Consider the following 15,760-nt stretch of genomic DNA (forward strand, 5'->3'; position numbering starts at 1 on the left):
TCAGGTTGATAGGTCAGAGGTGGAAGCGTGGCGACATGTGGAGCTGACTGATACTAATCGTTCGAGGACTTAACCAATTGATTATTCGTTTTTACAACTTCTTCTGCATTATCTAGTTTTGAGGGAATGATACCTCAGGTAAAATAGTCTGGTAACAATGGCGAGAAGGTCACACCCGTTCCCATACCGAACACGGAAGTTAAGCTTCTCAGCGCCGATGGTAGTTGGGGCATGCGCCCCTGTGAGAGTAGGACGTTGCCAGGCAAATAAAGGACAATCCAATTGGGTTGTCCTTTTTTTCGTTATTATTTCATCAAATATTGATAAATCAAAAATGGTCCCTTTTTCAAAGTGATGTCAAGAAACGATTCAATAAATGGATAATCTTGATTCGGCATCATTTTTGTACATTCACTCCACCACTCCGTCTCATATCTGGCAATCATACTCAAGTTATAAAGCAGTAAATAATGGATCAACAGTTCGGGAAAAGAAAAAAGGTGGTTTTTATTAAGCGGTATTGTGTAACAGCCATCTTCTAAATGGAACTTTAATGGTGAAACACCTAAGAATTTGCTATCACCCATCAGTAACGCGAGCCCCTCACCGGAAAACTCTATTCCCTTCGCCAATTTTGGACCCAAGAATTCCTTTAATCGATCTTCTGTCATGTGATAATGATCCAATACTGCTTCTGGGATCAGGAAACGATCACCCTCTTGTGATAACCTTCCAAATGTCCGTTTTCCCTCAAGTATAAAGAATAATTCATCGAGTTCCGGTATAAGCTGTAATAATTCCTCCATAATGACTTTTTCCCCTTCTAATTGTTTCATGTGAAACAATTTATCTGACATGAAGGGGAAGAGTCCATTTTTTTGAAATTTAACTTCATCCTGAAAGAATAGATAATTTTGCTTTTTCCTTTTTCTAGCAGAGACACCGTGGGCTAAGACCGCTGTTGTTTCAGGATAGGTAGGGTCTGTCGTTAAAATACATGCTTTAATTAAATGGACAAGACCATAAAAAAGCAAAATAGGTTTTAATATAAGCGGTGCCTTTTCTGCTTGTTCATAATATATTTGCCCATGTTCGAGATAATAGAGAAAGGCATAACAGTTTTCATATCCCTTTTGTTCAGGATTTTCAAAATTGAGCCTTTGATAACTACTTTTTAAATAACGCTGGCAGTATTCTGCCGAGAAGAAACAACTGAAGCTTTTCCAGCCCTTAAATCCTTTATTCAAAGTAAATCACCTTTTTCAGAAGAATCAAACTAATAGATATTCCTTGACAGTATTTTGTCCAATTGATAACCTACAAATAATATTTTTTGATGGAAAAGGGCGTTTACGCTTTTAAGTTTTATAAATGGGAGGCCGTTAAAATGTGGGAAAGTAAATTTTCAAAGGAAGGTTTAACATTTGATGATGTGTTATTAATTCCTGGTAAGTCTGAGGTTCTGCCAAGAGATGTAAGCCTGCAAGTAGAATTATCACCAAGTGTAAAGCTTAATATTCCAATCATTAGTGCCGGTATGGACACGGTAACAGAATCAGAAATGGCAATTTCTATTGCCCGTCAAGGTGGATTAGGGGTTATTCATAAAAATATGACCATCGAACAGCAGGCAGAGCAGGTGGAAAAGGTTAAGAGATCTGAGAGTGGGGTTATTACCGATCCATTTTTCCTAACTCCAGAACACCAAGTATTTGATGCTGAACATCTAATGGGGAAATATCGCATTTCTGGGGTACCGATTGTTAATAATATGGAAGAACAAAAACTTGTAGGCATTATCACCAATCGCGATCTTCGATTCATTCAAGATCAAGATTATTCCTTTAAAATTTCCGATGTCATGACAAAGGAAGATCTCGTAACGGCTCCTGTTGGAACCACTTTAAAAGAAGCTGAGAAGATCCTGCAGAAGTATAAAATTGAAAAGCTGCCCCTTGTTAATGAGCGAGGAGTTTTGAAAGGTTTAATCACCATCAAAGATATTGAAAAAGTGATTGAATTTCCAAACTCCGCAAAAGACAAACAAGGCCGCCTGTTAGCAGGTGCGGCTGTTGGGGTAACAAGTGATACGATGAAACGGGCCGAGGCCCTTGTTGCGGCGAACGTTGATGTGCTGGTTGTTGATACTGCTCATGGACATTCTAAAGGTGTCCTTGATACAGTGAAGGAACTTAGAGCTGCCTTTCCACATGTAACCATCATTGCCGGGAACGTGGCGACCGCTGAAGCGACGAAGGACTTGTTTGAGGCAGGTGCCGATGTTGTTAAGGTTGGAATTGGACCTGGATCCATTTGTACAACAAGGGTTGTTGCCGGTGTTGGCGTGCCGCAAATTACGGCGGTCTATGATTGCGCCACAGAGGCAATGAAGCACGGTAAAACAATTATTGCCGACGGCGGTATTAAATACTCCGGGGATATTGTTAAGGCGCTAGCAGCGGGCGGACATGCCGTTATGCTAGGCAGTCTGTTAGCAGGGGTATCCGAAAGTCCTGGAGAAACAGAAATTTTCCAAGGTCGCCGTTTTAAGGTATACCGCGGAATGGGTTCAGTAGCTGCAATGGAAAAGGGCTCGAAGGATCGATATTTCCAAGAGGATAATAAAAAGTTTGTTCCTGAAGGAATTGAAGGCCGCATCCCATATAAAGGACCATTAGCAGAAACGATTTATCAATTAATTGGCGGCTTACGATCCGGAATGGGCTATTGCGGTTCGAAAGACCTTGAAGCATTAAGGACTAAAGCACAATTTATCAAGATGACAGGTGCTGGCCTTAGAGAAAGTCACCCACACGATGTCCAAATCACAAAAGAAGCACCCAATTATTCAATGTAAATATGACTGAAACGGAGAAGTTACGGCTTCTCTGTTTTTTTGCGAAAAAAGAGCACTCTAAATGCTTTTATGTCATAAGTCCTAAATGAAAGCAGATTCCATGCTCCGCCTATGATTTGTCAAGCAGTTGTGTTAAAATAACCAAGGTGTAAAAAAACGTTGGAGGGCTATAAAGTGAATAAACATTTTTATCAGAAATGCGTTACTAGTGCGCTGGCGCTCATCATGTTTTTCAGCCTATTTGCTGGAGTGAATTCAGCTAAGGCAGAAGCAGCATTGAATATTAATGCAGATGGGGCTATCTTGGTTGACGGAGAAACAGGAAAAGTTTTATACGAAAAAAATGCAGATAGTGTACTAGGAATTGCTAGTATGACAAAAATGATGACAGAGTATCTTTTACTAGATGCTGTTAAAAAAGGTAAAGTGAAATGGGATCGAGAATATACACCTAGTGACCTTGTTTATAAAATTTCCCAAAACCGCGATCTTTCAAACGTCCCATTAAGGGCTGATGGTAAATATACAGTACGTGAATTATATGAAGCAATGGCCATTTACTCCGCTAATGCAGCAACCATCGCCATTGCTGAAATCATTGCCGGGTCAGAAACAAATTTTGTAAAGATGATGAATGAAAAAGGAACTAAATTAGGGTTAAAGGATTTTAAATTTGTTAACTCAACCGGGCTAAATAATGCTGATTACAAAGGGGAGCAGCCACAGGGAACAGGTGCCGAGGATGAAAACGTCATGTCCTCACGCGCCGTTGCGAAATTGGCCTTCCACCTAATAAATGATTTTCCTGATGTATTAAAAACGGCGAGTACCGCTAAGAAAGTTTTTAGAGAAGGTACCGATGACCAGATTAAGATGGATAACTGGAACTGGATGCTTCCGGAATTGACATATGGTTACCAAGGAATGGACGGGCTGAAAACAGGTACAACTGATTTCGCAGGCTATTGTTTTACTGGTACTGCCAGCCGTGATGGAAAAAGATTTATCACAGTTGTTCAAAATGCGAAGGATGCCAGCGGTGCAGGTGGTTATAAAGCCCGCTTTGATGAAACGAGAAAGATGATGGATTATGCCTTTAGCAATTATTCAAAAGAAGAGATTGTTCCGAAACATTATCAAGTAAAAGGACATAAATCGGTACCAGTCATTAAAGGAAAAGAAGATCAAGTTAAAATTTACACGAAGTCAGCTATTGATATGGTCGTTCTTAATGGAGAAAAGAAAAACTATAAATCTGTATTGGTATTAGACAAAAATAAAATCAATAAAAAAGGTGAGGTAACCGCACCAATTAAAAAAGGGGAAAAGGTTGGCTATTTAACCATTCAACCGAAAAACGGCGAAAAGGTTAGCTTCTTAACAAGTGAAGGCCAGGAAAAAGTACAAGTAGATGTGATTGCCGCACAAGGTGTTGAAAAAGCAAATTGGTTTGTGCTTATGATGCGCGGAGTTGGCAATTTCTTCGGAGATGTATGGCACGGGATTTCTTCCACTGTTAAAGGATGGTTTTAAATAATCGTATTTTCCGATAGTAAAAGAAAGGATTCTTGTCTTGACAGGAGTCCTTTTTTGTTGCTTTAATGACTTTATGGAATAAAAATTCCGATTGAATGAATAGGATATTCCAAACGTATACAAGAAATTTTCTTAATAGTAAAACAAAGGGGGATTTTAACAATGAAAACTGGTACGGATCTCGTAAAACGCGGTATGGCAGAAATGCAAAAGGGCGGCGTCATCATGGATGTTATCAATGCGGAGCAGGCAAAGATAGCCGAAGAAGCAGGTGCAGTTGCGGTAATGGCACTAGAGCGTGTTCCTTCTGATATTCGTGCTGCTGGCGGCGTGGCAAGAATGGCAGACCCAAGAATTATCGAAGAGGTACTTAATGCTGTTTCAATCCCTGTCATGGCTAAAGCTCGAATTGGTCATATTGTTGAGGCACGTGTACTTGAAGCAATGGGTGTTGACTACATTGACGAAAGTGAAGTATTAACACCTGCTGATGAAGAGTATCATTTATATAAAAGTGATTTTACCGTTCCGTTTGTATGTGGCTGCCGTGACTTAGGTGAGGCTGCCCGCCGTATTGGTGAAGGTGCTTCCATGCTTCGTACAAAAGGTGAGCCGGGAACTGGTAACATTGTGGAAGCCGTTCGTCATATCCGTAAGGTAAATGCACAGGTTCGTAAAGTGGTTGGCATGAATGAAGACGAGCTTATGACAGAAGCGAAGCTTTTAGGTGCACCATTTGAATTACTGCTTGAAATCAAGCGCCTTGGCCGCCTTCCAGTTGTTAACTTTGCTGCAGGCGGAGTGGCAACACCTGCTGATGCTGCATTAATGATGCAATTAGGTTCAGATGGTGTCTTTGTAGGATCGGGTATTTTTAAATCAGAAAATCCTGCTAAGTTTGCTAGAGCAATAGTCGAAGCAACAACGCACTTCCAGGATTATAAATTAATCGCAGAACTTTCAAAGGATTTAGGGACACCCATGAAGGGGATTGAAATTTCATCATTAGCACCTGAAGCCCGCATGCAGGAGCGTGGATGGTAAGATGATTAAAATTGGTGTTCTCGCATTGCAAGGTGCTGTTCGTGAGCACATGAATTCGATCGCCACATGTGACGCCCAGGCAGTTGCTGTGAAACGCAAAGAGGAATTACAGGATTTAGACGGTCTTATTCTTCCCGGCGGTGAAAGTACCGCAATGCGGCGCTTAATCGACAAATATGATTTTATGGATGCCCTGAAAGAATTTGCCCGCCAAGGAAAACCAATGTTCGGCACATGTGCAGGCCTCATTCTTCTGGCAAAAAATCTTGTCGGCTATAGTGAACCGCATATTGGTGTGATGGACATTAAGGTGGAACGGAACTCCTTTGGGCGCCAGGTTGACAGCTTTGAGGCGGACCTTGCGATTAAAGATGTCGCTGACAGCTTTCCAGCCGTATTTATCAGGGCGCCGCACATCGTTGAGGCGGGAGAAAATGTAGAAATTTTGTCCAAGCATAATGGCCGCATCGTGGCTGCACGGGAAGGACAATTTCTTGGCTGTTCCTTCCATCCAGAGTTGACAGATAATCATCGCCTTACCGCCTATTTCGTTGAGATGGTAAAGGAAGCAAAAGCTAAACAATTTGTATAAGGTTGTTGCAAATTGCGAATAATTATAGTAAATTATTAAACAAATCAATAATGCTAAAAGCAATGAGAGGAACTAGTAATGAGAAATTCACTCTTTTAGAGAGCCGGTGGCTGGTGCGAATCGGTGTGTGAACCTTGTGAATCCCTCCTCGAGCAAGGTATGGAACGCCTCACAGTAGAGGTCAGTAAGTACTTTCGGTAGAAACCGTTACATTTTTTTGAGGTGGATAGCTTTGGCTGTCAACCAGGGTGGTATCGCGACTAACTCTCGTCCCTGTTTTTAGGGGCGGGAGTTTTTATTTTTTAATGCAGAAGCGGCCGTTTAGCGAAGTACACTAGCCGCTGGCCGCTGGAGCAAGATATTTTTTTAAAAGGAGTGTCTATACAATGTTAGATATTAAAGTATTACGAGCTAATTTTGCTGAAGTAAAAGCAAAGCTAGCGCATCGCGGTGAAGATTTAACGGATTTAGGACGGTTTGAGGAGCTTGATCTGAAGCGACGTGAATTAATAGTTGAGACTGAAAAGTTAAAGAGCGGGAAAAATGAAGTTTCACAGCAGGTGGCGGCATTAAAGCGTGAGAAGCAAGATGCGGAGCAGTTAATAACAGAAATGCGTGAGGTCGGCGATCAAATCAAAACACTTGATGATGAACTGCGTGGTGTAGAAGAGATCTTAGACAATTTATTGCTCAGTATTCCAAACATCCCGCATGAAAGTGTTCCGATGGGAGAGACCGAAGATGATAATGTCGAGATTAGAAAGTGGGGCCAAATACGCGACTTTGAATACGAGGCAAAGCCGCACTGGGATCTCGCCGATCAGTTAGGGATTTTAGATTTCGAACGGGCTGGAAAGGTAACTGGAAGCCGCTTTGTTTTTTATAAGGGGCTTGGGGCACGTTTGGAGCGGGCGTTAATGAGCTTCATGCTCGACCTTCATGTAGATGAGCACGGCTATACAGAAATCTTGCCGCCTTACATGGTCAACCGCGCAAGTATGACGGGAACAGGTCAATTGCCAAAATTTGAAGAAGATGCCTTCTTAATCGGTAGCGAAGATTATTTCCTTATTCCAACGGCTGAGGTGCCTGTGACCAACTACCACCGCGATGAAATTCTAAGCGCTGAGGAGCTGCCCATTAAATTTGCAGCCTACAGTGCGTGCTTCCGCTCTGAGGCTGGCTCTGCAGGACGTGATACTAGAGGGCTGATCCGCCAGCACCAATTCAATAAGGTGGAGCTTGTTAAGTTTGTTAAACCGGAGGATTCTTATGAAGAGCTTGAGAAACTGACACATGATGCGGAGCGGGTGTTGCAATTGCTTGAACTGCCTTACCGCGTCCTCTCCATGTGTACAGGTGACCTTGGCTTTACAGCCGCAAAAAAATACGATATTGAAGTATGGATTCCCAGCTACGGCACGTACCGTGAGATATCATCTTGCAGTAATTTCGAGGCTTTCCAGGCGCGCCGAGCTAATATCCGTTTCCGCCGTGATCCAAAGGCGAAACCGGAGCATGTTCATACGCTAAACGGTTCTGGCCTTGCCATTGGCCGCACGGTCGCAGCACTGTTAGAAAACTATCAGCAGGCGGACGGCAGTGTAGTTATTCCTGCGGTTTTACGTCCTTATATGGGCGGCCGTGAGGTTATCAAGCCACAATAATAATAAAAATCCGGATGGGTGAAAACCTGTCCGGAAATAAACATAATTATGTTTGACATTGGATAAAATATATGATAAATTATCTCATGTCGATACGGAGGAATACCCAAGTTCGGCTGAAGGGATCGGTCTTGAAAACCGACAGGCGGGTCAAACCGCGCGGGGGTTCGAATCCCTCTTCCTCCTCCATTATTATTAACAATCGCGCATAAAAACTGGAGATAAAATCCGTTACATTTAATGTAGCGGATTTTTTTTATGCCTTTTAGCAAAACAAAAACACCTATTAAAACATAGGTGTCTTTGTTATACTTAGAATCTCATTTAACTTCTCTTCGACATCACGGCAAACCCGTAAAGCATCGGCATTGCTTTTCACAACATCCGTGGTATCCATATCAATGACAAGCACTTCACTAGCATTATATTGATTCATAACCCATTCATCGTAGCCCTTCCACACCTCGAAGTAGTACTCCTTCAGTTCAGGGTTAATCTCGAAGCTGCGGCCGCGAGCCATGATGCGGTCAATGACGGTATCAAATGAGCCCTTCAAGTAGACCATTAAATCCGGAGCCTTTTTGGGAAGTTCATTTAACTCTTCCAGCATATTATCAACAAGCTCTTCATAAATTTTGAATTCTAGTTCCGAAATTCGCCCTAAGTTTTTATTTACATAGGCAAAATACCAATCTTCATAAATGGAACGGTCTTGGATCGTGTATATCGGTTCGCACCAATTGATGCAATCCTTTACTGTCTTAAAGCGCTTATTTAAGAAAAATAATTGCAACAGAAACGGAATTCTCCGCGCATCTAATTCTTCAGGTGTCAGTTCATAATAAAGTGGAAGAATCGGATTATCATCGACCGCTTCGTAAAATACCTTACTTTCAATCCCTTTATTTTTAAAATGTGCACGTAATGTGTCGGCAACACTTGTTTTTCCAAGGCCAATCATTCCACCAATAACGATACTCACGAACATCCCCCTGTTTCTATTTTATTGTTTGTCCAACGGTTCTCTTTTAACGATGCGGTTAACTTTTGAAAAATATACTGTAAATCTTGTTCGCTTTTTACAAAATCCAACTCATCGCCGCTAAAGCGTAGGACGGGGATCTCAGGGTGTTCCCTTTCAAAAGAGGCCATGGTAGTTTCATAATCGATTGAAAGCTGCTCAAGATATAAGGGGCTGATATTCTTCTCAACTTCACGCCCGCGTATTTTGATCCGCTTCAGCAGTGTATCTAAGCTGGCATTCAAATAAATAATGACATTTGGTCTTGGCATATCTTCGGTCAGAATTTGATAAATTTTGTAATACTTGTGGTATTCGTCAGGATTTAGGGACCGTTCGGCAAAAATTAAATTTTTAAAAATATGATAGTCCGCCACGACTGACTTGTTTTGGCTTAGGTAATGGGTATTGATATCCCCTAATTGCTTGAAGCGATTGCAGAGGAAAAACATTTCCGTCTGGAAACTCCACTCCTCAATATTTTCATAAAATTTCCCCAAGAATGGATTCTCATCAACAATCTCTTTTAATAAAGCAAACTGAAACTGTTCTGAAATGGCCTTGGCGAGCGATGTCTTACCGACACCAATCGGCCCTTCAACGGTAATAAAGGGTGTATCCCCCATTATAAGTCCTCCTTCGTAGCTCCCTGCACTTTCTATGATTAATCAGTTTGAACTGGTTTACTCGAGTATATCTATTCTGTACATTCATTGACACAAAGAATATTTTATCACAATCTGTCGGAGGAAGGGATATGGAAATTGTAGAAGATGATGTAAGGATGTCAAAAAAACAAAATAACTGCCGGGACACGGCAGTTATTGTCGAAAAAGTAGTTAAGTGCCTCTTTTTGTTACATTAAAATTATCCACGATAAGCAGCCAATTTTGCGGGAAGGCCAACCCAAGCTTCCAGTAGCTCATCCCTCGAATATTCAGCTCTTTAATTAAATCAAACTTTGCCTGGATGGAGCGAGCATCCTCGAACCATACCTCGTGCTGTTTCCCCTCATCTGTATATTTGAAAAATGGTGCCTGTGCTTTTGTATCGTATTGAATGGGGACATGATGCCTGGCCGCCAACTGAATAGCTTGCTGTGGACTCACTGCCCTTGCCACTGTCCCCTGGACGAATGGAAGGGTCCAATCATAGCCGTAAAGATTTTGCCCCATCAGGATTTTAGTTGAGGGCATTTCGGTGATCGCATACTCTAATACCTTTCTTACCGGGCCAATAGGTGACACGGCCATCGCAGGGCCGCCGCTATAGCCCCATTCATAGGTCATAATGACAACAAAGTCCGAGATTTCTCCATGTGCCTTATAATCATGGCCCTCATACCATTTGCCTTTTTGTGTGGCACTGGTTTTCGGGGCGAGCGCGGTTGACATCAGCCAGCCCTCACTTTTAAAGCGCTGCTTCGCCTTACGTAAAAAGTTATTATAGGCCTCGCGGTCGGCTGGACGTAAAAACTCAAAGTCAAAATGGATATCACGGAATCCGTATTTCTTTGCTGTTGCGACAATGTTATTGATAAATTTATTCTGCGTTGCACTATCGTTTAAAAGGATACGTCCAAGTTCATCGCTAAATTGGTCATTCTCCTGATTATTAATGACCATCATTAAGACGTTGCGGTTGGCCTTTGCGATTGCCGGGAAGTTATTTAGTAATGGCTCTTTCAATGTACCATCGCGGCGTGCTTGAAAGCTAAACGGGGCTAAATAGGTCAGATAGGGTGCGGCATCGCGGGCACTATTTTCTAATACAGGGGCGACAGTGGTGCCGCGCGGCTCAACATATGCATTAAACTCGGCACTTCTTTTTTTCGCTTGAGGAATATAGAGACGAAGCCCGACATTAAGTGGCTGATTTACATTAATGCGGTTGATTGTGGCGAGCTCCTGATAGGGGACACCAACCTTTCTTGCGATAGTGAATAAAGAATCCCCTGACTGCACGAAATAAAAATGGCCGATAATTGGAATAACAATCGCTTGACCGACGACAAGATTATTTGGATTCGGTAATTCATTGGCTTCGATAATATCCTGAACGGTTGTATGATAGGAACTAGCAATGGTCGTTAAAGATTCATTGCTTTTGATCACATGGATTTGCATTCATAGCCCCTCCCTAAAAAACATACGCTACCGCTATTTTATGAGGGTGGAGATGGATAAATGATATAATATTGTAAAATTAGAAGAATGGTCCCCAATAGAGATGGTAAAGGCGGTATTAACATGGAATTTGGTCATAACCATGACGAGTATTTTATGATGGAAGCTATAAAGGAAGCGAAGAAGGCAGAAGAGCTAAATGAGGTCCCCATTGGGGCAGTTATCGTTCATGATGGAACCATTGTCGCACGGGCCCATAATTTACGTGAAAGTGAGCAAAACGCACTCGCCCACGCGGAACTTTTAGCTATTGACCAAGCCTGCCGGGAAACAGGATCTTGGCGGCTGGAAGATACCACTTTGTATGTCACGCTGGAGCCTTGTCCAATGTGTTCAGGGGCGATTATTTTATCCAGAGTGAAAAGGGTTGTTTACGGCGCTGGCGACCCAAAAGGAGGCTGTGCCGGCACGCTGATGAATCTTGTACAGGATCCGCGCTTTAATCATCAAAGCGAAGTGACCAAAGGGGTATTAGAGGCAGAGTGTGGACAAATGCTTTCTGACTTTTTTCGGAAGATACGAGATAGAAAAAAGCTTGAGAAACAGCAAAGAAGTGACACATCTACAAACAACTTGAAATAATTTACAATTGATTTGGATTGCATTTTTTCAAGAATGGTTGTATAGTAAGAGAGCGTCAGATATGGACGCACTAAACTTTGGTATCAACTTTGCCGTGCTAGGTGGGGAGGTAGCGGTGCCCTGTACTCGCAATCCGCTCTAGCGAGACTGAATCCCTTCCTGAGGCTGATCGTCTGTAGGGTCTGCCTTAAGTAAGTAGTGTTGACGCCCTGGTCCTGCGCAATGGGAATCCATGAACCATGTCAGGTCCGGAAGGAAGCAGCATTAAGTGGACTCTCCCATGTGCCGCAGGGTTGCCTGGGCCGAGCTAACTGCTTAAGTAACGCTTATGGGCGACAGTCGATGGAAGGTGCACGGCAGTTATAAAAGCGGAATCGTCCGTTTAGCGAAGTACACTAGACGCTGGACGATGGAGCTAGATAGTAATTAAATTTCAGAGTCATACTATTGTACATAAATTAACTCATCTCAGAAATTGGGATGAGTTTTTTGTTATTCTTTTTGTAAAAAGGAAATTAGATACGTTATAATAGAAAAAAGCGGAAGCGCCTTGATCAGGGGCGCTGCAGCTAGACAATGTTGATGAAAAATTTGAAGGGGGCGATTGTCTTGGCATATCAAGCTTTATATCGTGTTTGGCGGCCTCAAAACTTTATTGATGTAGTAGGACAAGAACATGTAACCAAGACATTGCAAAATGCCCTGCTTCAAGAAAAGATCTCTCACGCCTATCTTTTTTCCGGACCAAGAGGAACAGGGAAAACAAGTGCGGCGAAAATATTAGCTAAGGCGATTAACTGTGAACGGGCACCCGTGTCCGAACCATGTAATGAATGTGCTGCATGCCTTGGTATCACAAACGGTACGATACCGGATGTGCTAGAATTTGACGCTGCTTCCAACTCTCGTGTCGAAGAAATGAGAGATGTACTGGACAAGGTTAAATTTGCTCCAACTTCGGTGAACTATAAGGTCTACATCATTGATGAAGTGCATATGCTATCGATTAGTGCCTTTAATGCCTTGCTAAAAACATTAGAAGAGCCGCCGAAGCATGTTATTTTTATTTTAGCAACAACAGAGCCTCACAAAATCCCCTTAACCATTATCTCAAGGTGTCAGCGGTTTGATTTTAGACGCATTACGGCAGGGTCAATTGTCAATCGGATGAAATTAATTGTAGCTGAAACAGGTATCGAATGTGATGATCGCGCACTGCAAATGATTGCCCGTGCAGCAGAGGGTGGGATGCGTGACGCTTTAAGCTTATTAGATCAAGCAATTTCCTACAGTCAGGACCGTGTCACCGTTGAAGATGCCTTAACGGTCACAGGCTCTGTGTCCCAAGGGTTCCTAAATAAATTAGCGCTAGCGTTTCAAGATGGTGACGTTGCCAGTGGTTTAGAAGCACTTGATGAGCTTTTGTTTCATGGGAAGGATCCAACGCGATTCATTGAGGATTTGATTTTATTTTACCGCGATATGCTGCTCTATAAAACTGCACCCAATCTTGAAGAATCACTTGAAAGAGTGATGCTTGACGATGAGTTTCGTCAGATGGCGGAAATCACTCCCACTGGACAGATTTATCAGCTAATTGACCTGTTAAATAAAACGCAACAAGAAATGCGCTGGACAAACCATCCAAGGGTATTTCTTGAGGTGGCAATTGTTAAGCTTTGTCAAATGGAAGCTAAACAAGTGGATCATGCAGAATCACCACAGCTTAATCAATTGCTAGCGAGAATTGAACAGCTTGAGTCGGAATTGCAGCATTTAAAAGCAACCGGTGTTGCGCCTGCAGTACAAGAAGCGGCACATCAGCCGCAAAAGCCTGCTCCAAGATCTGCAAAAAAGGTATTTCAGCCGGCAGTTGGAAAAATAAATGAAATTTTAAAGCAGGCAACAAAGAGTGATTTAAATCTAATTAAAACAAATTGGGCAGAGATGAGAGCAGGGCTATTAAAGTCGCAAGCGGCCTTGTTAAATGATGCTGAACCAATTGCTGCTTCAGCTGATGCTTTTATCATAAAATTTAAGCATGAAATGATTTGCCAAATGGCAATGAGTAGAAGTGACTTCACTGAAGCCGTAATTGCTGCTATAAATAAATTAACCGGCAAACGATTTATCATCGTGGGCGTCCCTGAGGACCAATGGTTACCAATTCGCGAAGACTTTCTGAACAGTCAGCATGGCGAAGAAGGAGAGTACAGCGAATCGACTAAGGAAGAAGAATCACATATTACAGAGGCAAAGAAATTATTTGGCGAAGAATTCGTCGAAATCATCGACTAAAACTAATTTACAGGAGGGTAACATAATGATGCGTGGTGGAATGGGAAATATGCAAAATATGATGAAGCAAATGCAAAAAATGCAAAAAAAAATGGCAGAGGCGCAAGAAGAATTAGGCGAACAAAAGATTGAAGGTACTGCCGGCGGTGGAATGGTGACAGTTGTCGTAACCGGACATAAAGAAGTGGTAGATGTGCAAATTAAACCTGAGGCCGTCGACCCGGATGATATTGAAATGCTTCAGGATCTAGTTCTTGCCGCAACAAATGATGCGCTTAAAAAGGTGGAAGAATTAACAAACAATACAATGGGGCAGTTTACTAAAGGTATGAATCTGCCATTTTAAAAATGTAGCTGGGGTGCTGAAACGACTTAAGGGGTTAGATCCTTTTGTATCAGGCACCCTTGCTTTCTTGAAGGGGAAAAATAGAGATGCATTATCCTGAACCAATTTCCAAGCTGATTGATAGCTTTATGAAGCTCCCGGGTATCGGGCCAAAAACAGCCTCACGTTTGGCCTTTTATGTATTAAGTATGAAAGAAGATACGGTGCTTGATTTTGCTAAGGCACTGGTGAATGCAAAGCGAAATCTTACGTATTGTTCTGTCTGTGGTCATATTACTGACCAAGACCCATGTTATATTTGCGAAGACCTCCGTCGGGATAAGAGTATCATTTGTGTTGTCCAAGATCCTAAAGATGTTATTGCAATGGAAAAAATGAAGGAATTCAATGGGTTGTACCATGTGCTGCACGGGGCTATTTCCCCGATGGATGGGATTGGACCTGAGGATATCAATATCCCTGATTTGCTAAAACGCCTTCAGGATGAAACCGTCCAGGAAGTGATTCTGGCAACAAACCCTAATATCGAAGGGGAAGCCACTGCCATGTATATTTCCCGTTTGTTAAAGCCGTCGGGAATTAAGACCACGAGAATTGCTCATGGGCTGCCTGTTGGCGGAGACTTAGAATATGCGGATGAGGTAACATTATCAAAGGCTTTAGAAGGCAGAAGAGAAGTATAAGACTTTCGGAGGAATCAACTATGTTTTTTCGGCGTAAAGGGAAGCTTCGAAAAGAGTATGATGAAAAATTGTTAACACAGCTAAATAGTTATAAGGATCATTGGCAACAGGAAAAGCTGCTGTTGGAAAAGAGCTTCGATCCTTCCGATGAGGTCATTTGCCAAACAAAAATAGCCGAAGCCAAATACATTTTTCTTTTAAGAGAGGCAAAGCATCGCAAAGTAACTTTATTTAGATGAAACTAAACCCCTTCTATTTCCATAGTTCTATTCCTACTAACTTGTACATATGTTGTATGAAACGTGACTATAGAAGGGGGATAGCTTTTTTGGAACCAATGATTGTTATATCTCTTTTAGGAGGACTTATCCTAATCTTGTTGTTCTCGGGTGCTCCGTTTAAGCCGGCAAGATTTGTCGGACATACAGCGATAAAATTTCTAATTGGAGCCCTTTTGTTATTTTTCTTAAATGTGGCCGGAAACCGGTACGGAATACACATCCCTATTAATTTTGCCACATCTGCTGTCTCGGGCTTCCTGGGCATTCCGGGTTTGTTCGCCTTAGTAGCTATTCAACAATGGGTGATCTAGATGTACATGAGCCGCTGATATACAGCGGCTTTTATAATTTTAAAAAAGTTGAGGAAAGGGGTTGACCAATATAAAAAAATCCTGTAATATATGAAAAGTCGTCACTGAGACGGCGTGAGTCGAACGAAAAAAGTTGTTGACTTTTAGTTGATAACTTGGTATGATAATAAAGTCGCTTTTAGCGATTGAGACATTTGCTCTTTGAAAACTAAACAAACAAAGACGTGTAAACAAACAATATTTTTTAGTTTCAATATATATGAAACTAAGCCAACGTAACAAAATGAGCTAATCAACTTTCTTGGAGAGTTTGATCCTGGCTCAGGACGAACGCTGGCGGCGTGCCTAATACATGC

The 15,760-nt window shown here is 42.1% G+C and carries 15 protein-coding genes, 1 tRNA gene, 1 rRNA gene, 1 other RNA gene and 1 other annotated feature; of the genes, 14 read left to right on the plus strand and 4 right to left on the minus strand.

The window, feature by feature from the left end:
• Nucleotides 1-147 precede the first annotated feature (147 nt).
• A 5S ribosomal RNA gene (rrf, locus tag G6554_RS24030) occupies nt 148-264 on the plus strand.
• Nucleotides 265-305: 41 nt separating this feature from the next.
• On the opposite strand, the gene G6554_RS24035 is transcribed toward rrf, so the two are convergent.
• Nucleotides 306-1,247: a YaaC family protein gene (locus tag G6554_RS24035; RefSeq protein ID WP_166246617.1), complete on the minus strand. Its 942-nt coding sequence runs from the start codon at nt 1,245-1,247 to the stop codon at nt 306-308.
• A gap of 140 nt (nt 1,248-1,387) precedes the next feature.
• On the opposite strand from G6554_RS24035, the gene guaB reads away from it, so the two are divergent.
• From guaB to G6554_RS24065, 6 genes are all read left to right on the plus strand, one after another.
• On the plus strand, nt 1,388-2,857 hold the full coding sequence (gene guaB, locus G6554_RS24040) for an IMP dehydrogenase (RefSeq protein ID WP_166246619.1): 1,470 nt from the start codon (nt 1,388-1,390) through the stop codon (nt 2,855-2,857).
• A gap of 225 nt (nt 2,858-3,082) precedes the next feature.
• A complete protein-coding gene (locus tag G6554_RS24045; RefSeq protein ID WP_166246639.1) occupies nt 3,083-4,390 on the plus strand; it encodes a serine hydrolase in 1,308 nt (435 codons plus the stop codon).
• A gap of 165 nt (nt 4,391-4,555) precedes the next feature.
• Nucleotides 4,556-5,437, plus strand: coding sequence for a pyridoxal 5'-phosphate synthase lyase subunit PdxS (gene pdxS / locus G6554_RS24050; RefSeq protein ID WP_166246621.1), 882 nt, complete (start codon nt 4,556-4,558; stop codon nt 5,435-5,437).
• A gap of 1 nt (nt 5,438) precedes the next feature.
• On the plus strand, nt 5,439-6,029 hold the full coding sequence (gene pdxT, locus G6554_RS24055; RefSeq protein ID WP_166246623.1) for a pyridoxal 5'-phosphate synthase glutaminase subunit PdxT: 591 nt from the start codon (nt 5,439-5,441) through the stop codon (nt 6,027-6,029).
• 53 nt (nt 6,030-6,082) lie between these two features.
• Nucleotides 6,083-6,307, plus strand: a binding site (T-box leader).
• 108 nt (nt 6,308-6,415) lie between these two features.
• Nucleotides 6,416-7,696 (plus strand): serine--tRNA ligase, encoded by a 1,281-nt coding sequence (gene serS / locus G6554_RS24060; protein WP_166246625.1) that lies wholly within the window; start codon nt 6,416-6,418, stop codon nt 7,694-7,696.
• A gap of 96 nt (nt 7,697-7,792) precedes the next feature.
• Nucleotides 7,793-7,885, plus strand: a tRNA-Ser gene (locus G6554_RS24065).
• Nucleotides 7,886-7,982: 97 nt separating this feature from the next.
• Here the strand turns inward: G6554_RS24065 and G6554_RS24070 are convergent.
• The 3 genes from G6554_RS24070 to G6554_RS24080 form a co-directional block, all read right to left on the minus strand.
• Nucleotides 7,983-8,684: a deoxynucleoside kinase gene (locus tag G6554_RS24070; RefSeq protein WP_207343113.1), complete on the minus strand. Its 702-nt coding sequence runs from the start codon at nt 8,682-8,684 to the stop codon at nt 7,983-7,985.
• Nucleotides 8,675-9,343, minus strand: coding sequence for a deoxynucleoside kinase (locus tag G6554_RS24075; protein WP_166246629.1), 669 nt, complete (start codon nt 9,341-9,343; stop codon nt 8,675-8,677). Before G6554_RS24075 ends, G6554_RS24070 begins: the two co-directional genes overlap by 10 nt.
• A gap of 213 nt (nt 9,344-9,556) precedes the next feature.
• The gene (locus G6554_RS24080) at nt 9,557-10,843 is read right to left on the minus strand and encodes a glycosyl hydrolase family 18 protein (protein WP_166246631.1); all 1,287 of its coding nucleotides are present in this window, start codon (nt 10,841-10,843) and stop codon (nt 9,557-9,559) included.
• 123 nt (nt 10,844-10,966) lie between these two features.
• Between G6554_RS24080 and tadA the strand changes: the two genes are divergently transcribed.
• From tadA to G6554_RS24115, 7 genes are all read left to right on the plus strand, one after another.
• On the plus strand, nt 10,967-11,485 hold the full coding sequence (tadA, locus tag G6554_RS24085) for a tRNA adenosine(34) deaminase TadA (protein WP_166246633.1): 519 nt from the start codon (nt 10,967-10,969) through the stop codon (nt 11,483-11,485).
• A gap of 92 nt (nt 11,486-11,577) precedes the next feature.
• Nucleotides 11,578-11,842, plus strand: an RNA gene (ffs, locus tag G6554_RS24090) — signal recognition particle sRNA large type.
• 252 nt (nt 11,843-12,094) lie between these two features.
• Complete coding sequence (dnaX, locus tag G6554_RS24095) at nt 12,095-13,783, plus strand: DNA polymerase III subunit gamma/tau (protein ID WP_166246635.1); 1,689 nt, start codon at nt 12,095-12,097, stop codon at nt 13,781-13,783.
• Nucleotides 13,784-13,811: 28 nt separating this feature from the next.
• A complete protein-coding gene (locus G6554_RS24100) occupies nt 13,812-14,129 on the plus strand; it encodes a YbaB/EbfC family nucleoid-associated protein (protein ID WP_166246640.1) in 318 nt (105 codons plus the stop codon).
• An 86-nt stretch (nt 14,130-14,215) separates the two neighbouring features.
• On the plus strand, nt 14,216-14,812 hold the full coding sequence (gene recR, locus G6554_RS24105) for a recombination mediator RecR (RefSeq protein ID WP_166246636.1): 597 nt from the start codon (nt 14,216-14,218) through the stop codon (nt 14,810-14,812).
• Between the two features lie 20 nt (nt 14,813-14,832).
• Nucleotides 14,833-15,051, plus strand: coding sequence for a YaaL family protein (locus G6554_RS24110; RefSeq protein WP_166246637.1), 219 nt, complete (start codon nt 14,833-14,835; stop codon nt 15,049-15,051).
• An 89-nt stretch (nt 15,052-15,140) separates the two neighbouring features.
• Nucleotides 15,141-15,404: a pro-sigmaK processing inhibitor BofA family protein gene (locus G6554_RS24115; RefSeq protein WP_166246638.1), complete on the plus strand. Its 264-nt coding sequence runs from the start codon at nt 15,141-15,143 to the stop codon at nt 15,402-15,404.
• Nucleotides 15,405-15,760 lie beyond the last annotated feature (356 nt).

The sequence above is a fragment of the Bacillus sp. MM2020_4 genome, assembly GCF_011250555.1.
In the GTDB taxonomy this organism is placed as follows: Bacteria; Bacillota; Bacilli; order Bacillales; family Cytobacillaceae; genus Neobacillus.